Origin of the sequence: Streptomyces sp. NPDC049687 (genome assembly GCF_044465285.1) — a bacterium.
In the GTDB taxonomy this organism is placed as follows: domain Bacteria; phylum Actinomycetota; class Actinomycetes; order Streptomycetales; family Streptomycetaceae; genus Streptomyces.
Genome location: NZ_JBITLN010000003.1, coordinates 716,174 through 738,121, shown reverse-complemented (window position 1 = coordinate 738,121; position 21,948 = coordinate 716,174). Strand labels below are relative to the sequence as shown.

The following is a 21,948-nucleotide window of genomic DNA, read 5'->3' as shown; positions in this document are numbered from 1 at the left end:
TCGGTGCCTGTTGGAGTCGTACGCCTGGGGGACACCTCTCCCCTGACGGGTCAACAGAGACGGATCACCGCGCTCCCACGAGCAGTTCCGCCGCCGCCTCCCGCTCGACCATCCTCCGCAAAGGACCGTCCACCACGGCCAGTTCCCCATACGTTCCGCGCTGCACGACCCGGCCCCCGTCCAGGACGATCACCTCGTCCACCGACTCCAGCCCGGCCAGCCGGTGGGTGATGAGCAGGGTCGTACGGCCCTCGGTGGCGGCCAGCAGGTCCTCGGTGAGCGCGTCGGCGGTCGGCAGGTCGAGGTGTTCGGCGGGCTCGTCGAGCACCAGCACCGGGAAGTCGGCGAGGAGCGCGCGGGCCAGCGCGAGCCGCTGCCTCTGCCCCCCGGAGAGCCGCGCCCCGTGTTCCCCGACGAGCGTGTCCAGCCCGTCGGGCAGTTCGTCCGCCCACTCCAGCAGCCGGGCCCGCGCCAGCGCGTCCCGCAGCTCGTCCTCGCTCGCGCCCTTCCGCGCCAGCAGCAGGTTCTCCCGCACCGAACTGTCGAAGAGGTGCGCATCCTGCGCGCACAGCCCGACGAGCCGCCGTACGTCGTCGCCGTCCAGGGCCCGGACGTCCACCCCGCCCAGCGTGTACGAGCCTGCTCCCGCGTCCAGGAAGCGCAGCAGCACCTGGGCGAGCGTCGTCTTGCCGGAGCCCGACGGCCCCACGACGGCGATCCTGCGCCCCTCGGTCAGGGTCAGGTCGACCGCGGCGAGCGCGTCCCGGTCCTGCCCGGTGTACCGGGCGGTCAGACCCGTGAGGACGAGCGGGAACGGTGACGCGGGCGCCTGCCGGGGCCGCTCCGGCTCGCGCACCGGCTCGGGGGAGTCCAGGACTTCGTACACCCGCTCCGCGCTCCTGCGCACCCGCCGGCGGTACCGCACGGCCAGGGGAAGCCCCAGGACGGCCTCGAAGGCGGCCAGCGGGGTGAGGACGACCACGGCCATGACCACGCCGTCCAGTCGCCCGGCGGCGACCGCCTGGGCACCCACGAGGGCGGCGGCCGCGACGGTCAGCCCCGAGACGAGCGCCGTGAGCCCGTCGCCGAGCGCCGTGGCCGTGGCGGCCCGGGAGGCGATCCGGGTGAGTACGCCGTCGGCCTCGCGAACCCCGGCGGTACGGGCGGGCAGGGCGCCCGCGACGGTCAGTTCGGCGGTGCCGGTGAGCAGGTCGGCCGTGCGGGTGGCGAGCACCCCGCGGGCAGGAGCGAGCCGGTGCTCGGCCCGGCGCGCCACCGTGCCGGTGACCAGCGGGACACCGACCCCGGCCGCCAGCAGCCCGCCCGCGAGCACGGTCCCGGCCTCCGGCAGCAGCCAGGCCGTGAACGCCACCGACCCGGCGGAGACGACGACGGCGGCACCGGCGGGCAGCAGCCAGCGCAGCCAGTAGTCCTGCAGGGCGTCCACATCGGCGACCAGCCGCGTCAGCAGGTCGCCCCGGCGGGTCGTCCGCAGCCCCGCGGGCGCCAGCCGCTCCAGACGCCGGAAGACCGCGACCCGGGTGTCGGCCAGCATCCGCAGCACGGCGTCGTGCGACACGAGCCGCTCCGCGTACCGGAACACCGCCCGCCCGATGCCGAAGGTGCGGGTCGCCGTCACCGCCACCATCAGGTACAGCACCGGCGGCTGCTGCGAGGCCCGCGAGATCAGCCATCCGGAGGTGGCCATCAGCCCGACGGCGCTGCCGAGGGCGAGACTGCCGAGCACCAGCGCGAGGGCGAGCCGGCCACGGCGGGCGCCGGCCATGCCGCGGACCCGGGCGAGGATGCCGCCGCTGTTCCCGGTCGCTGCGGAGGTGCCGCCGACGGCCTCCTCCAGCGGGTCGGGAGTGTCCCGTCGTGCGGCCGCCACGAGCCGCTCCTTCTCGACACCGGCCTGCTGCGGCCCCCGGTCCGCCAGGTCCAGCCGCACCACCCGGTCCGCCACACCCAACAGCGCCGGCCGGTGCACCACCAGCAGCACCGTCCGCCCTGCCGCCAGCCGCCGTACGGCCGACACGACCTCCGCCTCGGTCTCCCCGTCGAGCGCGGCCGTCGGCTCGTCGAGCAGCAGCACGGGCCGGTCCGCGAGGAACGCCCGGGCCAGCGCGAGCCGCTGCCGCTGCCCCGCCGACAGCCCGGTGCCGTCCTCGCCCAGCAGGGTGCCCAGCCCCTCGGGCAGCGCGTCCACGAAGTCCAGCGCCCCAGCGTCCGCCAACGCCCGCCGCACGGCGGCCTCGTCGGCGTCGGGACGCGCCAGCCGTACGTTCTCGGCGATCGTCCCGGCGTACAGGTGCGGGCGCTGCGGCACCCACGCGATCCGGGACCGCCACTGGTCCAGGTCGGCGTCGGCGAGGTCGACTCCCCCGACCCGCACCCGGCCCTCGGCCGGCCGCACAAAACCCAGCAGGGCGTGCAGCAGGGTCGACTTGCCCACGCCGCTCGGGCCCACGAGCGCGACGGTCTCCCCCGGTTCGACGGTGAACGACACCTCGGAGACGGCATCGGCGGAGCGGCCGGGGTAGCGGACCGTCACGCCCTCGACGGACAGGCCGCCGGTCTGCGGCACAGCCGCCGTGCCGGACGCCGGCACCGGCGTCTCCAGAACGGCGAAGATCTCCTCGGCCGCCGCTAGCCCCTCGGCTGCCGCGTGGTACTGCGCCCCGACCTGCCGCAGCGGCAGATACGCCTCGGGCGCGAGCACGAGGATGACCAGACCGATGTAGAGGTCCATCTCGCCGTGCACCAGCCGCATGCCGATGGTCACGGCGACCAGGGCCACCGAGAGGGTCGACAGCAGCTCCAGCGCGAACGACGAGATGAAGGCGATCCGCAGCGTCCGCATGGTCGCCCGGCGGTACTCACCGGTGATGCGCCGGATCGACTCGGCCTGCGCCTTGGCCCGCCCGAACACCTTCAGCGTGGGCAGGCCGGCGACGACGTCCAGGAAGTGCCCGGAGAGCCGGGACAGCAGCCGCCACTGACGGTCCATCCGCGCCTGCGTGGCCCAGCCGATCAGCACCATGAAGACCGGGATCAGGGGGAGGGTGGCGACGATGATGGCCGCCGACACCCAGTCCTCGGTGCCGATCCGCGCCAGCACCGCGACCGGCACGACCACCGCGAGCCCCAGCTGGGGGAGGTAGCGGGAGAAGTAGTCGTCCAGCGCGTCGACGCCCCGGGTCGCCAGGGCGACCAGCGAACCGGTGCGTTGCCCCATGAGCCAGCCCGGTCCCAGTGCGGTGGCTCGCTCCAGGAGCCGCCCCCGCAGCTCCGACTTGACCGCCGCGCTCGCCCGGTGGGCGGCGAGTTCGGTGAGCCAGGAGACAAGGGCCCGCCCGACCGCGACCCCCACCAGCAACAGCAGGGGAGTGCGAAGGCCGGCCGCCGGGAGCCCGTGCTGGAACGCGCCGACCACCACCTCGGCGATGAGCATCGCCTGGGCGATGACCAGCGCTGCTCCGACGGTGCCCAGGCCGACCACCGCCACCATGAAGAGGCGGGTGGCGCGGGCATGGCGGAGCAGACGCGGATCGATTGGTTTCACGTGAAACACACCTCAGTGCACGGTTTCAGCGATGTGCTGGGTTCCGATGCGCTTACGGAACACCCAGTAGGTCCAACCCTGGTAGAGCAGGACGATCGGCGTGGCGATACCGGCACACCAGGTCATGATCTTCAGGGTGTACGGGCTCGACGAGGCGTTGGTCACCGTGAGGCTCCAGTCCGCGTCGAGCGTGGACGGCATGACGTTCGGGAAGAGCGTCAGGAAGAGCATCGCCACGGCCGCCACGATGGTGAGGCCGGAGAGGGCGAACGACCAGCCCTCGCGCCCCGCCTGGTTGGCGACGAGCGCCGCCACCAGGGCGGCCACCGCCACGACCAGCGCGACCAGGCTCTTGGCGTCACCGCTGTCGACCTGTGTCCACAGCAGGAAGACCAGGGCGAGGACGGCGGTGACCAGACCCACTTGGGCCGCCAGCTTTCGCGCCCGCTCCCGGATCTCACCGACGGTCTTGAGGGCCGTGAACACCGCACCGTGGAAGGTGAAGAGCGTCAGGGTCACCAGGCCGCCGAGCAGCGCGTACGGGTTGAGCAGGTCCCAGAAGCCGCCGACGTACTCGAAGTTCCGGTCGATCTTCACGCCCCGCACGATGTTGCCGAAGGCCACACCCCACAGGAACGCAGGGAGGAGCGAGGTCCAGAAGATCGCGGTCTCCCAGTTGCGCTGCCAGTTCTCCTCGGGCCGCTTGGCCCGGTACTCGAAGGCGACGCCCCGCACGATCAGGCAGACCAGGATGAGCAGCAGGGGCAGATAGAAGCCGGAGAAGAGCGTGGCGTACCACTCCGGGAAGGCCGCGAAGGTCGCACCGCCCGCGGTGAGCAGCCACACCTCGTTGCCGTCCCAGACGGGACCGATGGTGTTGATCAGCACCCGCCGCTCGGGCCGGTCGCGGGCGAGCAGTTTGGTGAGGATGCCGACCCCGAAGTCGAACCCCTCCAGGAAGAAGTAGCCGGTCCACAGGACGGCGATCAGGACGAACCAGACGTCGTGCAGTTCCATGACTGTGCAGCTCCCTCGGCCTAGTAGGAGAAGGCCATCGGCTTGTCGGCGTCACGGGAGTCGCCGCCGATCTTCGTGGGCGGGTTGAGGTCGGCCTCGGTGAGTTCGGGCGGCCCGGCCTTCACGTACTTCACCAGCAGCTTGACCTCGACGACGGCGAGGACGGCGTACAGGGCCGTGAAGACGATCATCGAGGTGAGGACCTCGGCCTGGGAGACACCGGGGGAGACCGCGTCGCGGGTCTGCAGGACGCCGTAGACGACCCAGGGCTGGCGGCCCATCTCGGTGAAGATCCAGCCCCAGGAGTTGGCGATCAGGGGGAAGCCCAGGGTCCAGATCGCCACCAGCCAGTACAGCCTGGAGAGCTTGGGGCTGAGGGCCTTGTTCCTGAACAGGACCAGGTGGGGCACCTCGTCGTCGCCGACCCGCAGGTGCTGCGGCAGCATGAACTTCTTGCGGGTGAGCCAGAGTCCGGCGAGGCCGATGGCGAAGGACGCCATACCGAAGCCGATCATCCAGCGGAAGCCCCAGAAGGTGACGGGGATGTTGGGCCGGTAGTCGCCGGGGCCGTACTTCTCCTGCTCGGCCTTGTTCACGTCGTTGATGCCGGGGACGTACGAGGTGAGGTCGTCGTTGGCGAGGAACGACAGCAGGCCGGGGATCTCGATGGCCACGGAGTTGTGGCCCTTCTCGACATCGCCGTAGGCGAAGATCGAGAACGGTGCGGAGTCCTGACCGTCCCACAGGGCCTCGGCGGCGGCCATCTTCATCGGCTGCTGCTTGAACATCACCTTGCCGAGGACGTCACCGCTGATCGCGGTGAGCAGGCCGGCGATGACCACGGTGACCAGGCCCAGCCGCAGCGAGGTCTTCATCACAGCGATGTGCTTCTTGCGGAACAGGTGGAAGGCGGCGATGCCGACCATGAAGGCGCCACCGGTCAGGAAGGCCGCCGACATCGTGTGGAAGACCTGGCTGAGGGCGGTGTTCTGGGTGAGCACGGCCCAGAAGTCGGTGAGTTCGGCCCGGCCCTTCTCCTTGTTGATCCGGTAGCCGACCGGGTGCTGCATCCACGAGTTGGCGGCGAGGATGAAGTAGGCCGACAGGATCGTGCCGATCGAGACCATCCAGATGCAGGCCAGGTGGATCTTCTTCGGCAGCTTGTCCCAGCCGAAGATCCACAGGCCGATGAAGGTGGACTCGAAGAAGAAGGCGATCAGGGCCTCGAAGGCCAGCGGGGCGCCGAAGATGTCGCCGACGAAACGCGAGTAGTCGGACCAGTTCATGCCGAACTGGAACTCCTGCACGATGCCGGTGACGACGCCCATCGCGATGTTGATCAGGAAGAGTTTGCCCCAGAACTTGGTCGCCCTGAGGTACTTCTCCTTCTCCGTGCGCACCCAGGCGGTCTGCAGTCCCGCGGTGAGGGCCGCGAGAGAGATCGTCAGGGGGACGAACAGGAAGTGGTAGACGGTCGTGATGCCGAATTGCCAGCGCGCCAGAGTCTCCGGCGCCAAAGCCAGGTCCACGTTGCCGCTCCTTACCTCACAGGCTGGTGGAACACGCGCTTGTGAAAGCGTTCACATTCACAAGCAAGTATGACGCATGCCCGTTCGATCCAGGAGAGGCGGGGGGTCCCTCGTTACGGACCAAGGGTCCCCGGCAAGCGTGGACCGGTCGGCCCATGGTGCGCGAAGGGCGCCTCGGTTCCACGTGAAACCAAGGCGCCCCGCAGCTCGCGACCGCCGCTCACCACTCCTTGCGGAAGTCTTCCGCCGCCTTCAGGAAGATGTCGTTCGCCTCGGCCTCGCCGACCGTCACCCGCACACCCTCACCCGGGAACGGCCGGATCACGACCCCGTGTTGCTCGCACGCCGCCGCGAACGCGGTCGTCCGCTCCCCCAGCCGCAGCCACACGAAGTTTGCCTGGGTCTCCGGCACCGTCCAGCCCTGGGCGCGCAGCCCGTCGACCACCCGCGTGCGCTCGCAGACCAGCGAGCCGACCCGGCCGAACAGCTCGTCCTCGGCACGCAGCGAGGCGATCGCCGCCTCCTGTGCGAGTTGGCTCACACCGAACGGCACCGCCGTCTTGCGCAGCGCCTCCGCCACCGGCTCGTGGGCGATCGCGAAGCCGACCCGGAGGCCGGCGAGACCGTACGCCTTCGAGAACGTCCGCAGGACGCAGACGTTCGGCCGGCTCCGGTACAGCTCCACGCCGTCCGGCACTTGCGGGTCGCGGATGAACTCCCGGTAGGCCTCGTCGAGCACCACCAGCACATCGCTCGGCACCCGGTCGAGGAACCGCTCCAGCTCGGCCCGCCGTACGACCGTGCCGGTCGGGTTGTTGGGGTTGCAGACGAAGATCAGCCGGGTGCGGTCCGTGATCGCGTCGGCCATGGCGTCCAGGTCGTGCACGTCTCCCGGTGTCAGCGGCACCTGCACCGCCGTGGCGCCGCTGATCTGCGTGATGATCGGGTAGGCCTCGAAGGAGCGCCAGGCGTAGATCACCTCGTCGCCGGGGCCCGCGGTCGACTGGACCAACTGCTGGGCGACACCGACCGAGCCGGTGCCGGTGGCGATGTGGGAGGCGGGCACGCCGAAACACTGGGAGAGCTCGTCCACCAGGGCCGTGCACGCCAGGTCCGGGTAGCGGTTGAAGTTCGCGGCGGCAGCGGTCACCACCTCCATCACCCCGGGAAGCGGGGGGTAGGGGTTCTCGTTGGAGGACAGCTTGTAGGCCACGGGACCGCCGGCCGCGGCAGGCTTGCCCGGCTTGTAGGTGGGAATCCCCTCCAGCTCGGCACGCAGCTTGGGGCTCGTCTCGCTCACCGCAGTCCTCCTCGTGACCACCACCGGCTCCCGGCTTCAATACTGCTCACCTTATGAGGATTCGGGGCGGGTGCGAACAGGCGTGGAGGCACCTCGTGGAAGCCCTCTCGACGGCCAATGAACGGGCCCCGGGTCCGGTGCGGGTGGATTTCCGTGATCTCTACGGACGAAGACGCACGAAGGCGTACACGTCAGGGGGCGCGTCATACATATATCTATGCGCCGGTGGCTCACGCCGTGGCGCGCATCCCTCGTGCAGGTGAGTTGAGACCTCTTCGAGACATCGGCGCCTTGGCAGGCTCATGCGTGCCCACACATCACGTCCTGCAATACGATCCACCAACTTCCTTTGTTTCCAAGGTAATTGACCCCATCAGACCTTGCAGAAACGTGCCTGTCAACGCGTGCATATGCGTCCGCCCTACCCCGCCGAATGAGCCCTACTATCGGCTCGCCATGACAGCAGCAGGGAAGCACCAGGTGAGCCGCGCGGAAACCTCACGCCGAGGCAACCGGCCGGGCCGGGCGGGCATCAGGGACGTGGCCGCCGCCGCCGGAGTGTCCATCACGACCGTCTCCGACGCCCTCAACGGCAAGGGCAGGCTCCCCGACGCCACCCGACGCCATGTCCGTGAGGTCGCCGACCGACTGGGCTACCGCCCCTCGGCCGCGGCCCGAACCCTCCGTACCGGCAAGTCCGGCCTCATCGGTCTGACCGTGACGACCTACGGGGATGAACCTTTCACCTTCACCGAGTTCGCGTACTTCGCGGAGATGGCGCGTGCCGCCACCTCCGCCGCGCTCGCCCGCGGCTACGCCCTCGTCATCCTCCCCGCGACCTCGCGTCACGACGTGTGGTCGAACGTCGCCCTGGACGGCACGGTCGTCATCGACCCGTCCGACCAGGATCCGGTGGTCAGCGAGCTCGTCCGGCAGGGATTACCGGTCGTCTCCGACGGCCGTCCGGTCGGCGAGCTGCCGGTCACCGCGTGGGTCGACAACGACCACGAGGCCGCCGTACTCGACATCCTCGACCATCTGGCCGACGCCGGCGCCCGCCGGATCGGCCTGCTGACGGGGACCACGACGGACACGTACACGCATCTGTCCACGTCCGCGTATCTGCGCTGGTGCGAGCGTGTCGGCCAGGATCCGGTCTACGAGGCCTACCCCGCCCACGACCCGTGCGCGGGCGCCATCGCCGCCGACCGGCTGCTGGCCCGCCCGGACCGGCCCGACGCGGTCTACGGCCTGTTCGATCCCAACGGCACCGATCTTCTGGCCGCCGCCCGCCGCTACGGGCTGCGGGTGCCGGAGGATCTGCTGCTGGTGTGCTGCAGCGAGTCCACCGTGTACGCCAGCACCGAGCCGCCCATCACCACGCTCTCGTTGAAGCCGCGCCGCATCGGGACGGCCGTGGTCCAGCTCCTGATCGACGCGATCGAGAGCGTGGACTCCGACCGGCCGGTCGAACAGGTGATACCGACGGAACTGATCGTCCGTACCTCTTCTCAGCGACGTCCGCCCCGGACGACGGTGAGTCCGCCCCGGGCACCGGAGAAGGGGTAGGGGGAGCGGCCCGGCCGGGCTGAGGCCGGGGCAGCGCTGCGGGTGCGCCCGCAGCCGTCCCGCGTCTGCGGCGCGCACTCGCCGCGCCGTCCGCCGACCGCCGTGCGACTGCCCGGTCTCCCGCCGTCCGGCCGCTCCGGCGTGCCCGGGAAAACCGTTCCTGCGCGCCGCGCGGCACCGCCCCTGTGCCTTGCGCGACACTGTCCCTGCGCCCCACGCCCAGGAGGAGGCGCGTGTGAGTGGGGTGTGCGCGGGGTGTGAGTGGACTGCCGAAGACCGGCCCAATCGGGGCGAAAGCCGCGATGAACTGGAGCCTTGCTCCGATTCAGCACCCCTGGGTCATCACACGGCCCGATCCGCATTCCTATGATGGGCCCACGGCACCGCGGGCCGCTGCGACCAGGCAGCCCGAAGGGTGCATGCGGCGCGATGGTGGAGGGGTCTGATGACTCAGGGGGCCGGTCAGGGACCCGAGGCGGAGCGGACGGCGACGTTGCGCGACTTCCGGGTGCCCGCGTACGTCCACGAGACCGGTCCGTACGACCACAGCGCGCATCCGGGCAATGCCGCGCCGCCGCTCGAGGATCCCCTGGAGCATCCGGACGGTTATACGCCGACGCAGCGCGATCTGCCGGTCATCAACCGGGGCGACACCCTTCAGGTGGCCGTCGACCCGGCGCCGGCCCCCGATCCGCTGCCCACGACCGGCCCCGGGCCGCTCTTCGTCGTCGGCGACGTGCACGGCTACCTCGACGAACTCGTGGCCGCGCTGCAGGAGAAGGGCCTCGTCGACGCGGCGGGCCAATGGTGCGCGGGCACCTCCCGACTGTGGTTCCTCGGCGACTTCACCGACCGCGGTCCGGACGGCATCGGCGTCATCGACCTCGTCATGCGGCTGTCCGCCGAGGCCGCCGCGGCCGGCGGCTACTGCAAGGCCCTCATGGGCAACCACGAGCTGCTGCTACTCGGCGCCAAGCGCTTCGGCGACACCCCCGTCAACTCCGGCGCGGGCACCGCCACCTTCCAGGCGGCCTGGCTGCTCAACGGCGGCCAGAAGCACGACATGGACCGCCTCCAGGACCACCACCTGCAGTGGATGGCCCGTCTCGACGCCGTCGAGGAGGTCGACGGTCATCTGCTCGTCCACTCCGACACCACCGCCTACCTCGACTACGGCGACTCGATCGAGGCGGTCAACGACACCGTCCGCGAGACGATCACGCGCAACGACGCGGACGAGGTGTGGGATCTGTTCCGCAAGTTCACCAAGCGCTTCTCCTTCCGCGACGAGGGCGGCGCCGACGCCGTCCGCTCCCTGCTCGATACGTACGGCGGCACCCGCATCGTTCACGGCCACAGCCCGATCCCGTACCTGATGGGCGAGGTCGGCTCCGAGGAGGACGAGGACAACGGCGGCCCGCATGTCGAGGGACCGCACGTGTACGCCGACGGGCTGGCCATCGCGATGGACGGCGGCGTGACGATGGCCGGGAAGCTGCTGGTCCAGCAACTTCCCCTCGACGATTAGGCGTTCCGGGGCAGGCCGGCGGCCCCATGGACCCGTCGGCGACACCGCGGGCCAGGGGCCAATTTCAGCAAACCCCCTGTCACCGCATGCCGTCGCCGCTCTACCATCGCCTTATCCGTAGCAGGCTCCCCTCCGTTTCTGCCCGACGGCTCGTTGGCATGCGAGCCCCAAGCCCTACGGAGCATCGGGGGATGCACATGAACAGCGTTCCGCAGCACCTGCACAGTGAGGACCGCCAGGAGTACGAGCGGATCCTCGACGAGGCGCTGCGCTCCGCACCACACCACCCGGAACTGGCCGCTGTCGGACAGCGGCTCAACCCCGAACAGCTGCGCACCATGGCGCTCAACGCCTCCGCGCTCATCACGGCGGCCGCGGCGACCGAGTACCAGCACTATGTGAAGGTCCGCGAGGAACTGCGCCACCCCGCGCCGTCCACCCCCTCGTCCCCGCACGATTCCGGCTCGGCAGAGCCGGGCGCGGGCGCGATGGGGCTCGCCACCACCGTGGGGGAGGCGGCCCAGGCCGCCGAGGCCGCCGGGGCGGGCGCCGTCGCCGTCGCCGCCGTACTCACCCCCGTGCTCGCCGGAACCGCCGCGGTGCTCTTCCTGCTCGTCGGCTACTGCCTCAAGGCGATCGAACCCGATCAGGCGGCCGCCCAGGCGATGCTGAACGTCGGATGGGCGTTCGGGGCCATCGCCGCGGCCGCGATTCTCGTCGCCACCATCGGGCTGCTGCTCACCGCCCTGCGCAACCGTCCGTCCCTGGAGGCCGGGCCGTACGGCGAGCTGAGCGACGAGGTCGCCCGGGCGAAGGAGGCCTGGCGGGAGGCCCTGTTGGAGCGCGGCATCCTGCCGTTCCTGCGGGAGGCCCTCGCCGACCACGGGCCGACCTCCGAACTGCGCCCCGAACCGGCCCCGCCGGCCCCCACCGGCCGCCTTCCGAAGATCGGGTACGACCGTCCGGGCTTCACCAGCCCCGACGACGGCCCCGCCGGCCCCCGCCCGAGCTTCAGCAGCCCGGACTACACGAGCCCGGACTTCGGCGGCCCGGACCACCAGCCGGAATAGGCCCTCGGCTTGCGCCTCCCGAACGCCCTGGAACGAGGGAGCGCAAGCCGTTCGGCAGGCGCCTGCACGGGTCAGAGAATGCCTGCCCCAGCGGCCGCCGTGATCCAGGACGGGAACTCGGACAGCAGCCGGTCGTAGAGTTCCTGGTCCGGGAGGGTGCTGATGTCGTCCACGGCGAAGAAGCCCACGTTGTCGACGCGCCGGCCGGGGAGCGTGTCGAACCGTTCCAGGACGCCGTAGTGGGACCGGCCGAGGCCGACGAACTGCCAGAAGATCGGCTCCTCGACCGCCGCCCGCAGCTCCTGCTCGATAGCCGCATCGCGGTAGACGCCTCCGTCGGAGAAGAACAGCACCAGGGTGGGCGCGGTCGCGGGATGGTCCCGCACAAACGCCCTGACCTCGGCGATCGCCTTCTGCTCCTCGTTCTGGATGCCGACCGTCCGCATGTCCACCTGGCCGGATTCCAGCCCCTTCCGTGGCTTCTTGCCGCGCCGGAACAAGCTGATCTCGCCCACACGCACATGCAGCCGCAGCCACTCGGGGAGTTCGCCGAGGCGGAGGTCGGGCAGACGTGCGGGGTTGCTGGCGAACGTCCAGGCCTGCATCTCGCCGTCGTCGTCGAGCTGCGCGGCCACCGCGGCCATGCGCTCCACCACGTCGGCCACGACACCGCGCGAGTACAGGAACGCCATGGAGCCGGAGGCGTCCAGGACGAGGACGACCCGTGCGCGAATCCCCGCGGCTCCCCGCTTGCTCAGGCTGACGGCGACCTGCTCCTTGCGCAGGGACAGCCGCTTGCGCATGTCCACGGGAAGCCGCTCCTCCCCTTTGATCAGGCGTGGGCCGGTGGGCGGCGGGACAGCCGCGGGCGGGGGCGGCGGGAAGGCCGCGGGCGGGGCCGGCGGTACCGCGCCCGGCTGAGGTGGCGGCGCAGCGCCGGTCCGAGACGGTGGGAAGTCCATGGCCCGGGACGGCGGGGCAGACGCGTCGGAGGACGGCGGTGCGGCCGCACCCGGGGTGGGCGGCGCGGTCGCGTCGGGTGGCTCCTCGTCGACGGTGATGCCGAAGTCCGTGGCGAGTCCCGCGAGTCCGGAGGCGTACCCCTGTCCGACCGCACGGAACTTCCAGCGTCCCTCGCGCAGATACAGCTCGCCGCCGATGAACGCCGTCTCCGTCTCCGCCCGCATCTCGAAGCGCGCCAGTTCGGACCGCCCGTCCGGGCCGAGCAGCCGAAGCGTCAGTCCGGCCACCTGCCCGAAGGTGCCGCCGTCGGCCGACGCGCACAGCACCACCCGCTCGACGGCGCTCTCCAGCGAGCCCAGGTCCACCTGGACGGTGTCGGTCATGACGCCGTCGGCCCTCTGCTTGCCGAGGTGGGTCACCGCGCCGGACGCATGACACGGCTGGTTGTAGAAGACGAAGTCACCGTCGTCACGCACCCGTCCGGCGGCGGTCAGCAGCAGGGCCGAGGCGTCGACGTCCGGTCCTGCGGCCCCCTCGGACCAGCTGAGTTCCGCACGAACGACGGGCGAGTCGACCGGCAGATTGGCACCTTTGCTCATGGATCGCGCAGTCATGAGCCCAGTCAAGCACCGACGCCCTCGCCTTCGGCCCCAGGACGCCGGGCCTGACTGCTCCCCGTCACCTACCGGGGCGCATCAGTTGGTGATGGGCAGATACACCCGGTTGCCACTCGCCGCGAACTCCTTCGACTTCTGGGCCATGCCCTCCTCGATCTCCTCCCGGCTCCCACCGTGTGCGCGGCGGATGTCCTGAGAGATCTTCATGGAGCAGAACTTCGGCCCGCACATCGAGCAGAAGTGAGCCGTCTTGGCCGGCTCGGCCGGCAGCGTCTCGTCATGGAACTCCCTTGCCGTGTCCGGGTCGAGAGCGAGGTTGAACTGGTCCTCCCAGCGGAACTCGAAGCGGGCGTCGGACAGCGCGTCGTCCCATTCCTGCGCCCCGGGGTGCCCCTTGGCGAGGTCGGCAGCGTGGGCGGCGATCTTGTAGGTGATGACACCGGTCTTGACGTCGTCACGATTGGGCAGGCCCAGGTGCTCCTTGGGCGTGACATAGCAGAGCATGGCCGTGCCCCACCAGGCGATCATCGCGGCACCGATGCCGGAGGTGATGTGGTCGTACGCCGGCGCGACGTCCGTCGTCAGCGGGCCGAGCGTATAGAACGGAGCTTCATCGCAGATCTCCTGCTGAAGGTCGATGTTCTCCTTGATCTTGTGCATCGGGACGTGTCCCGGGCCCTCGATCATGGTCTGTACGTTGAAACGCTTGGCGATCGTGTTGAGTTCCCCGAGCGTGCGCAACTCCGCGAACTGCGCCTCGTCGTTGGCGTCCGCGATCGAGCCCGGCCGGAGGCCGTCGCCCAGCGAGTACGTGACGTCGTAGGCGGCGAGGATCTCGCAGAGTTCCTCGAAGTTCTCGTACAGGAACGACTCCTTGTGGTGCGCGAGGCACCAGGCCGCCATGATCGAGCCGCCGCGCGAGACGATGCCGGTCTTGCGGCGCGCGGTGAGCGGGACGAACGGGAGGCGCACGCCCGCGTGAACCGTCATGTAGTCCACACCCTGCTCGGCCTGCTCGATGACGGTGTCCTTGTAGATCTCCCAGGTCAGTTCCTCGGCCCTGCCGTCGACCTTCTCCAGCGCCTGGTACAGCGGCACCGTGCCGATGGGGACGGGGGAGTTGCGCAGCACCCACTCACGGGTGGTGTGGATGTTGCGGCCGGTGGACAGGTCCATGACCGTGTCGGCGCCCCAACGGGTCGCCCAGGTCATCTTCTCGACCTCCTCCTCGATGGAGGAGGTCACCGCCGAGTTGCCGATGTTGGCGTTGACCTTCACCAGGAACCGCTTGCCGATGATCATCGGCTCGATCTCCGGGTGGTTGACGTTGGCCGGCAGCACCGCGCGTCCCGCCGCGATCTCCTCGCGGACCACCTCAGGAGAAACGTTCTCCCTGAGAGCCACGAATTCCATCTCGGGCGTGATCTCCCCCCGACGCGCATACGCCAGCTGGGTGACCGCCTTGCCGTCCCGGCCGCGGCGCGGCAGACGCGGCCGTCCCGGGAACACCGCGTCGAGGTTGCGCAGTCCGCCGCGCGGCGAGGTGTGCTTGATGCCGTCGTCCTCGGGACGGGCGGGACGACCCGCGTACTCCTCGGTGTCACCGCGGGCGATGATCCAGTTCTCGCGCAGCGGCGCCAGGCCCCTGCGTACGTCGGTGTCGACGAGCGCATCGGTATACGGGCCGGAGGTGTCGTACAGGGTGACCGACTGCCCGTTGGTGAGGTGCACCTGGCGAACCGGCACACGCAGGTCGGGGCGGGTGCCCTCGATGTACCCCTTGTGCCAGCCGATGGACTTCCCGGCCTTCTCACTGGTCGCGTCGGCCGTGTTTGCGTCGGCCGTGTCGGCCGCCTCATCGCTGGCCGCGTTCTGCGTGAAGGCAGGCGTGCGTGCGTCCTTGTTGGTCATGAGACCTACTCCCTACGCCGGCATTACCCGGTAACAGGTTCGGCGGTCGACGCAGCGGCTACCGTCTGCCGACGTTCCATGTGAAACATCACTAAGTCAAGTGACGTTCCACGTGAAACATCGCAAAGACGGAGGTCAGCGCCCTCTCAGCCCGGTGCTCCGAGCTCCCGCGTGTGCAAAGGTGGCTCCACGCTAGCGTCATTTGTGGCGCGGTGAACAGTGGGCCTCCGTCGTTCTTGCGATGATCGGGCGGTGACCACGACACACCAGCCCCCGTACCCGCCATCCGAGCCGCCCCGCAGGCCCGGGGTCGGCGGCGGCCCCGGAAACGGCCCTGGAAGCGGTAGTGGGCACGGCCCTGGGCAAGGCCCTGCGCACAGTCCTGGGCAAGGCCCTGCGCACAGTCCTGGGCAAGGCCCTGTGAACGGCCCCCGAAGCGGTCCCGCTCAAGGACGCGGGGGGGACCGCGATTTCAACAGCGCAGACAGCCGCGGGCACGACAACCCACGGGGCTATGGGCCGGGCCGCCCGCCCGGTGCGGGATATGGCCCTGGTTCCGCGGTGGGGCCGGGGCATGGTGGAGTCCCTGGCGGGCCGGGCCACGGCCCTGGTGACGGACACAACGGAGGCCACGGGCACGGTCCCGGTGACGGGCACGGCGGGGGCCACGGGCACGGTCCCGGTGACGGGCACGGCGGGGGCCACGGGCACGGTCCCGGTGACGGGCACAACGGAGGCCACGGGCACGGCGATGGTCGTGGTGGCGGGGACGGTCCCGGTTCCGGTGGTGGGCACGGGCATACGCACGGGCACAGCCACAGTCACGGCCCGGCCGCCCCCGTCTCCAAGCATCTCCGCAAGGTCATCGCGGCGATCCTCATCCCGTTCGCCGCGGCCGTGCTGGTCGGGCTGGTGGTGCTGTGGCCGGGTGGGGCCCCCTCGCACGAGCGCACCGGGGTCGGCTTCGACCGGCAGACCCAGCAGGCCACGGTCACCAAAGTCGTGAGCGTGAGCTGCCAGTCGGTGAACGCCTCCGCCGACGCCCCGACCGGCGACACCTCCACAGCCGAGGGCTCCACCGCCGAGCAAGAGGCGAACGGCACCTGCAAGAAGGCCACGATCCGCGTGGACACCGGCGACGACAAGGGCCGGACGTTCACCGAGATCGTCCAGCCCGACCAGTCGCGGCAGTTGCACGAGGGCGAGAAGGTCGTGGTCGCCTACGAGCCCTCGGCGCCGAAGGACCTGCAGTACTCGGTCACCGACGTCAACCGCCGTGTTCCCATGACGGTGCTGGCCGTCATCTTCGCCGTCGCCGTCGTGGTCGTCGGACGGCTGCGGGGCGTCATGGCGCTGGTGGCGCTCGCCGCCAGCTTCCTGATCCTGAACTTCTTCATCCTGCCCGCGATCCTGCAGGGCTCGAACCCGCTGCTCGTGGCCGTGGTGGGGTCGAGCGCCATCATGCTGATCGCCCTGTATCTGTGCCACGGTCTCTCGGCCTGTACGTCCGTCGCCGTACTCGGCACCCTCATCTCACTGTTGCTGATCGGCTTCCTCGGCTCCTGGTTCATCGACTGGGCCGCGCTCACGGGCAACACGGACGACAACACCGGCCTGATCCACGGCCTGTACCCGTCGATCGACATGAGTGGCCTACTGCTCGCCGGCATCATCATCGGCTCCCTCGGCGTCCTCGACGACGTGACGGTCACCCAGACGTCCGCGGTCTGGGAGCTGCACGAGGCCAATCCCGCGATGGGCTGGCGCGGGCTGTACCGGGCCGGCATCCGTATCGGCCGCGACCACATCGCGTCCGTGGTGAACACGCTCGTCCTCGCCTACGCCGGTGCCGCGCTGCCGCTGCTGCTGCTCTTCTCGATCGCGCAGAGCAGCGTCGGCACGGTCGCCAACAGCGAGCTGGTCGCCGAGGAGATCGTGCGCACGCTGGTGGGCTCGATCGGTCTGGTGGCGTCGGTGCCGGTCACCACCGCCCTCGCGGCCCTGGTGGTCGCGGCCGACCGCCCGGAACCGGGAACGGCGGCCGCGGCGGTGCCGGAGCCCGTTCCGTCGGGAGCAGCGGCAGCAGGCACGGCCGCGTCCCGGGGCGGCCGGGGCAGGCGACGCAAGCGCTGAGGCGGCGGGACGCCGGGGCAGGCGACGCAAGCGCTGAGGCGGCGGGACGCCGGGGCAGGCGACGCGCGCCTGCGGAAGCCCCGGAGGCGTCCGCAGCCCCGCAGGAGAAGCGTTTTTGCGCGGCCCCACCCCCGTGGCGAAGCGTTCCGCCACCCCTTGCCGCTGGTGGGCTCAACCGGCGCTCTGTTCCTCCGCCAGGATCCGGTCCAGCGCCTCGTCGAGATGCGCGTCGAAGTCGGCGAGCGCACCCTCCTGGCCCAGGGGGACCAGTTTGTCCGTGCGGTCGAGGAAAGCCACCAAGGGGGCCGCGGAGGACCGGAAAAGGGCTTGGTCACCGCCCACTTGAAGCCGGATGAGCACCTCACCGAGCACCTCGGGGTCCACGGGCGAAACCCGTACGTCCCCCTCGCCGCACGGCCTGCCCACTCCATCGATGAGCAACTCGCGCCCGAAGGCCCAGGTCACCGGCGCGTCCCCGGGAAGATGAAAGGTGAGCCTCACGGCATAGGGATCGCGCGACTCATAGCCCAGCTCCACCGGGATGCGGAACGAAAGCTCCTCGGACACAAGAAAGCTCATCATCACTTCTGCCTGAACTGCCTGTACGGACTCGCACATCGAGTTACCCCGTCATTTGCCGTCGAATGGCCGGTAATCAACCCCTGACACTGCACCGCATCTTGCTGAACGTGCACAACAGATCACAAGGAGTTAGTTTTCAAATGCTGATACAGAGCCCGATCGACCCCAGCTTCCGCCCGATTTCGCTCTGCAGCTGTCGCGCCGCGAGGAGCAGCCGGTCGGCCTGACGGGCGGGCAGGGAGATGGCCATCGTCCCCACGGTGGCGCCCAGGGTGATCGGGATGGCGGCACACACGGTGCCCAGTGCGTATTCCTGCCGCTCCACGACCGGTTCCATGCGCCCAATACGCTCCAAACGCCCCAGAAGGGTGTGATTGTCGCGCACCGTGTACCGGGTGACGGGCTGCACCGGGTAGCGGTCCAGGTGGTCGCGGCGGGCGTCCTCGTCCAGCTGGGACAGCAAGCACTGGCCGATGGCATGGGCGTGGCCGGTCTCGCGGAAGTCGGCCCACTCCTCCACCGCCGGGTTGCCCGGGGTGTCGGAGACGCACATGACCTCGATCTCACCGTCGTGGTACCGGGCGTAGTACACGGGAACACCGATTGAATCGCGCCACTGGGCGAGGGTGTCGGCGACCGTGCTGCGACGTTTCTGCGCCGCCCCGCTGCTGCCCAGCCGCTCGGCCGCCTCGCCGAGGAAGAACAGCCCCTTCTCCCGGCGCAGATAGCCCTCGTACACCAAGGTGCGCAGCAGGTGGTAGGCGGTGGGGAGTGCGAGGCCGGTCTCGCGGGCCAGTTGTTTGGCCGGAGCTCCGTGCTCGTGCTCGGCGACGGACTCCAGCAGGCGCATGGCGCGCTGTACGGAGCCGATGAGCGTGGCGGCCGAGTGCGGCTGCGGCACCGCAGAAGGAGTCCTCGCGGACTGGGCTGGCCGCGTGGCCGAATGGGGCTGCTCGGGGAGGGCCGTGCTCGGCGGGCGCTGGAGCGGAGGCGCCGAGGAACGCGGCCGCGTGGGGGGTGCTTGCGGTTCCAGGGATGCGGTGTTGGCCAGAGGCAAGGAGGGTCACTCCCGAAGCGCGAGAGGGCGGCCCGTGCGGGGAACACGGGGAGGGGGGTGTACGCCGCTCGCGGGGTTCGCCCCCGCGACGAGTTCCGGACTTTAACCGTCCACCACCGCCTGCGTTCCGGCCCTCCGGGAAACTTCCCCCGGCCGAGGGAACCGGTGATTCCTGTTACCGCTCACCGGCCCCCGGGCCGCTCACCAGTCGCTGCGCGAGGAGGAACCCGCCATGAACTTCCTTACGACGTAGATCAGTCCGCCGACCAACGCCACGAAGATCAGCACCTTGAACAGCAGCCAGACCACGAAGCCGATCACACTGGCTATCAGACCGCCGAACACGACCAGGGCGATGACCGGCACCGCCACCCACTTCACCCACCACGGCAGTCCCGCGAAGATCTCTCGCATCGCCTCGTCCTTGTCCTCATCCGTCCGGAACTCCTGTGAGTCCGAATGCTGTCGATGTCCTGCCGTCGATGCTAGGTCCGCACGGGGTGCCTGCGGGGGCCTGGAGCCCCTTGTCCTCCCCTGATCGATCCCCTAGGGAATCAGGGGTGCCGCGTCACGCCTCGGGGGGAGAGAACACCACCAGGACCCGCAGGTCCTCGCTGATGTGATGGAACTTGTGGGCGACGCCGGCCGGCACGTACACCACGCTGCCGCGCGCGACCTGGGTGGTCTCCAGGCCGACGGTGATGGAGGCGCGGCCGCTCACCACGAAGTACACCTCGTCCTGGTTGTGCGGATTCTGTGGATCATGTTCCCCGGCATCGAGCGCGTACAGTCCGACGGACATGTTCCGCTCCCGTAGAAACTGCAGGTAGGCGCCATCGTTGGCGGATCGCTCCGCCTCGAGTTCGTCCAGCCGGAATGCCTTCATCTTCTTGGTCCGCCCTCGCCCGGTGCCCGTTGCCGATCTCTCTGCCACGATCAGACACATGAAGAATTTCGTAGTCAAGACGATCGCCAACGCGGGTGCCCTGGCGGTCGCCGTCTGGCTGCTCGACAAGATCACTCTGACCGGTGACAGCACGGGCAAGAAGATCGGCACCCTGATAGTCGTAGCCCTGCTCTTCGGTCTGGTGAACTTCCTGGTCAAGCCGGTCGTGAAGGTACTGACCTTCCCGCTGTTCATCCTGACGCTCGGTCTGATCACCCTGGTGGTGAACGCCCTGATGCTGATGCTGACCTCGTGGCTGGCCGACAAGCTCGACGTGAGCTTCCACGTCGAGGGCTTCTGGACCGCGGTCCTGGGCGGCCTGATCATCTCCGTCGTCTCCTGGGCCCTCAACGTCGTCCTGCCCGACGGGGACTGAGCCCGCGATGACCTACCGGGTCTGTTTCGTCTGCACCGGCAACATCTGCCGCTCGCCGATAGCCGAGGCGGTTTTCCGCGCGCGCGTGGCGGAGGCCGGTCTCGACGGGCTGGTCGAGGTCGACAGTGCCGGCACCGGCGACTGGCACGAGGGCGAGGGCGCCGACCCGCGCGCCCTCTCCGTCCTGGAGGAGCACGGTTATCCGCTCGATCACACTGCACGAATGTTCGATCCTTCCTGGTTCGCCCGCCTCGACCTCGTGATCGCCCTGGATGCCGGCCACCTCAAGGCCCTGCGCCGTCTCGCGCCCATCGGGGAGGACGCCCAGAAGGTACGGCTGCTGCGGTCCTACGATCCCTCCGCACAGAGCGACCTCGACGTCCCCGACCCCTACTACGGCGGCCGGGGGGACTTCGAGGAGTGCCTTGAGATGGTGGAGGCGGCGAGCAACGGTCTGCTGGCCGCCGTGAGTGAGGATCTGGAAGGACGGGTGTCATGAGCGACTCGGCAGCGGCCGAGGGCCTCCCCGGGGCCGCCGGTGAGGGCACACGCGCGGTGCGGGCCGGGCTGCCCGAGCCGGTGAAGTACGAACCGACCCTTCCGGGCCCCGTGTTCGCCGCGCACTACCACCTGCCGGGCGAGCCCACGGGCCCGTACACCTACGGCCGTGACGAAAACCCGACCTGGACCCATCTGGAGCGCGCCATCGGCGCACTGGAGGCGCCGGGGCAGTACGGCGTCGAGACCCTCGTCTTCGCCTCCGGCATGGCCGCCGCCTCGGCGCTGCTCTTCTCCCAACTGCGTTCCGGGGACACCGTCGTCCTGCCCAGCGACGGCTACCAGGCGCTGCCCCTGGTCCGCGCCCAGCTGGAGGCGTACGGCATAGAGGTGCGTACGGCACCCACGGGCGGCGATGCCCAGCTGGACGCACTCGACGGCGCCCGGCTGCTGTGGATCGAGTCGCCGTCGAATCCCGGGCTCGACGTGTGCGACATCAGGCGGCTCGTCGAGGCCGCGCACGAGCGGGGCGCCCTCGTGGCCGTCGACAACACGCTCGCGACACCGCTCGGGCAGCGTCCGCTGGCACTCGGCGCCGACTTCTCCGTGGCCAGCGGCACCAAGCAGCTCACGGGGCACGGCGACGTCCTCCTCGGTTACGTCACCGGGCGGGCCGGCGAACCCATGACCGCCGTACGGCGCTGGCGGAAGATCGTCGGGGCGATTCCCGGGCCCATGGAGGCCTGGCTGGCGCACCGGTCGATCGCCACACTGCAGTTGCGCGTCGACCGGCAGGCCGCCGGCGCGCTGGCCGTCGCCGAGGCGCTGCGGGGCAGGCCCGAGGTGACCGGGCTGCGGTACCCCGGACTGCCCGACGACCCCGCCCACAAGGTCGCCTCCCGGCAGATGCGGCGCTACGGCTGCGTGGTCTCGTTCACGCTGCCCACGCGCGCGCGTGCCGAGCGTTTCCTGGAGGCGCTGCGGCTCGTGGACGACGCGACGAGCTTCGGAGGGGTGCGTTCCACCGCCGAGCGGCGCGGGCGCTGGGGCGGCGACGCGGTGCCGGAGGGATTCATCCGGCTGTCGGTGGGTGCCGAGGATTCGGAGGATCTGGTGGCAGATGTGCTGCGGGCGCTGGAGGAGTCGGCGCGATGACCTGTTTACGGACGCCCGGGCGGCGCTCCACCACGTGCGACGGACGGTCCGAGCCTCCCCCCTCGTGGCTCGGACCGTCCTCGGTTCCGCGCGCGAAGAACCGCGCGACCAAGGCTAATTGACTCTGTGTCA

At 70.2% G+C, this 21,948-nt stretch carries 17 protein-coding genes and 1 riboswitch; of the genes, 7 read left to right on the top strand and 10 right to left on the bottom strand.

All coding sequences use genetic code 11. The annotated features are described in order from the left end of the window. Positions 1-64: 64 nt before the first annotated feature. The 4 genes from cydD to hisC form a co-directional block, all read right to left on the bottom strand. Entirely contained in the window at positions 65-3,565 is a 3,501-nt protein-coding gene (gene cydD / locus ACIBVL_RS13295) for a thiol reductant ABC exporter subunit CydD (protein WP_399096647.1), read from the bottom strand. Between the two features lie 12 nt (positions 3,566-3,577). Beyond that, positions 3,578-4,582, bottom strand: coding sequence for a cytochrome d ubiquinol oxidase subunit II (gene cydB / locus ACIBVL_RS13290; RefSeq protein ID WP_399096644.1), 1,005 nt, complete (start codon positions 4,580-4,582; stop codon positions 3,578-3,580). Positions 4,583-4,602: 20 nt separating this feature from the next. Further along, positions 4,603-6,111 (bottom strand): cytochrome ubiquinol oxidase subunit I, encoded by a 1,509-nt coding sequence (locus tag ACIBVL_RS13285; protein WP_399096641.1) that lies wholly within the window; start codon positions 6,109-6,111, stop codon positions 4,603-4,605. 220 nt (positions 6,112-6,331) lie between these two features. Then, on the bottom strand, positions 6,332-7,411 hold the full coding sequence (gene hisC, locus ACIBVL_RS13280; protein ID WP_399096638.1) for a histidinol-phosphate transaminase: 1,080 nt from the start codon (positions 7,409-7,411) through the stop codon (positions 6,332-6,334). Positions 7,412-7,867: 456 nt separating this feature from the next. On the opposite strand from hisC, the gene ACIBVL_RS13275 reads away from it, so the two are divergent. From ACIBVL_RS13275 to ACIBVL_RS13265, 3 genes are all read left to right on the top strand, one after another. Continuing rightward, positions 7,868-8,980 carry a LacI family DNA-binding transcriptional regulator gene (locus ACIBVL_RS13275; RefSeq protein WP_399096635.1) on the top strand — a complete coding sequence of 371 codons (1,113 nt, stop codon included), beginning with the start codon at positions 7,868-7,870 and terminating at the stop codon, positions 8,978-8,980. Between the two features lie 445 nt (positions 8,981-9,425). Continuing rightward, positions 9,426-10,508, top strand: a complete 1,083-nt coding sequence (locus ACIBVL_RS13270) for a metallophosphoesterase (protein WP_399096632.1) — start codon at positions 9,426-9,428, stop codon at positions 10,506-10,508. Between the two features lie 191 nt (positions 10,509-10,699). After that, positions 10,700-11,578 (top strand): hypothetical protein, encoded by an 879-nt coding sequence (locus ACIBVL_RS13265; protein WP_399096629.1) that lies wholly within the window; start codon positions 10,700-10,702, stop codon positions 11,576-11,578. Positions 11,579-11,649: 71 nt separating this feature from the next. Here ACIBVL_RS13265 and ACIBVL_RS13260 read toward each other — a convergent pair whose 3' ends face one another. Both ACIBVL_RS13260 and thiC read right to left on the bottom strand, forming a co-directional pair. Continuing rightward, positions 11,650-13,155: a VWA domain-containing protein gene (locus tag ACIBVL_RS13260; protein WP_399096626.1), complete on the bottom strand. Its 1,506-nt coding sequence runs from the start codon at positions 13,153-13,155 to the stop codon at positions 11,650-11,652. 81 nt (positions 13,156-13,236) lie between these two features. Continuing rightward, on the bottom strand, positions 13,237-15,069 hold the full coding sequence (gene thiC, locus ACIBVL_RS13255) for a phosphomethylpyrimidine synthase ThiC (protein ID WP_399096623.1): 1,833 nt from the start codon (positions 15,067-15,069) through the stop codon (positions 13,237-13,239). Then, positions 15,062-15,250, bottom strand: a riboswitch (TPP riboswitch). Its footprint overlaps the gene before it by 8 nt. Positions 15,251-15,630: 380 nt before the next feature. Here thiC and ACIBVL_RS13250 point away from each other — a divergent pair. After that, positions 15,631-17,202 carry a YibE/F family protein gene (locus ACIBVL_RS13250; protein ID WP_399096620.1) on the top strand — a complete coding sequence of 524 codons (1,572 nt, stop codon included), beginning with the start codon at positions 15,631-15,633 and terminating at the stop codon, positions 17,200-17,202. 171 nt (positions 17,203-17,373) lie between these two features. Here ACIBVL_RS13250 and ACIBVL_RS13245 read toward each other — a convergent pair whose 3' ends face one another. From ACIBVL_RS13245 to ACIBVL_RS13230, 4 genes are all read right to left on the bottom strand, one after another. Next, complete coding sequence (locus ACIBVL_RS13245; protein ID WP_399096617.1) at positions 17,374-17,820, bottom strand: SsgA family sporulation/cell division regulator; 447 nt, start codon at positions 17,818-17,820, stop codon at positions 17,374-17,376. Between the two features lie 100 nt (positions 17,821-17,920). After that, positions 17,921-18,685 carry an IclR family transcriptional regulator gene (locus tag ACIBVL_RS13240; protein WP_399096614.1) on the bottom strand — a complete coding sequence of 255 codons (765 nt, stop codon included), beginning with the start codon at positions 18,683-18,685 and terminating at the stop codon, positions 17,921-17,923. Positions 18,686-19,042: 357 nt separating this feature from the next. Continuing rightward, complete coding sequence (locus ACIBVL_RS13235) at positions 19,043-19,255, bottom strand: DUF5326 family protein (protein ID WP_399096611.1); 213 nt, start codon at positions 19,253-19,255, stop codon at positions 19,043-19,045. 154 nt (positions 19,256-19,409) lie between these two features. Further along, positions 19,410-19,727 (bottom strand): cupin domain-containing protein, encoded by a 318-nt coding sequence (locus ACIBVL_RS13230; RefSeq protein WP_399097229.1) that lies wholly within the window; start codon positions 19,725-19,727, stop codon positions 19,410-19,412. 58 nt (positions 19,728-19,785) lie between these two features. Between ACIBVL_RS13230 and ACIBVL_RS13225 the strand changes: the two genes are divergently transcribed. The 3 genes from ACIBVL_RS13225 to ACIBVL_RS13215 are packed head-to-tail and all read left to right on the top strand — an operon-like array spanning position 19,786 to position 21,816. Beyond that, complete coding sequence (locus tag ACIBVL_RS13225; RefSeq protein ID WP_399096608.1) at positions 19,786-20,163, top strand: phage holin family protein; 378 nt, start codon at positions 19,786-19,788, stop codon at positions 20,161-20,163. A gap of 7 nt (positions 20,164-20,170) precedes the next feature. Continuing rightward, positions 20,171-20,662: a low molecular weight protein-tyrosine-phosphatase gene (locus ACIBVL_RS13220; RefSeq protein ID WP_399096605.1), complete on the top strand. Its 492-nt coding sequence runs from the start codon at positions 20,171-20,173 to the stop codon at positions 20,660-20,662. After that, the gene (locus ACIBVL_RS13215; RefSeq protein ID WP_399096602.1) at positions 20,659-21,816 is read left to right on the top strand and encodes a cystathionine gamma-lyase; all 1,158 of its coding nucleotides are present in this window, start codon (positions 20,659-20,661) and stop codon (positions 21,814-21,816) included. The genes ACIBVL_RS13220 and ACIBVL_RS13215 overlap by 4 nt, the downstream gene beginning before the upstream one ends. The last annotated feature ends 132 nt before the right edge of the window (positions 21,817-21,948 follow it).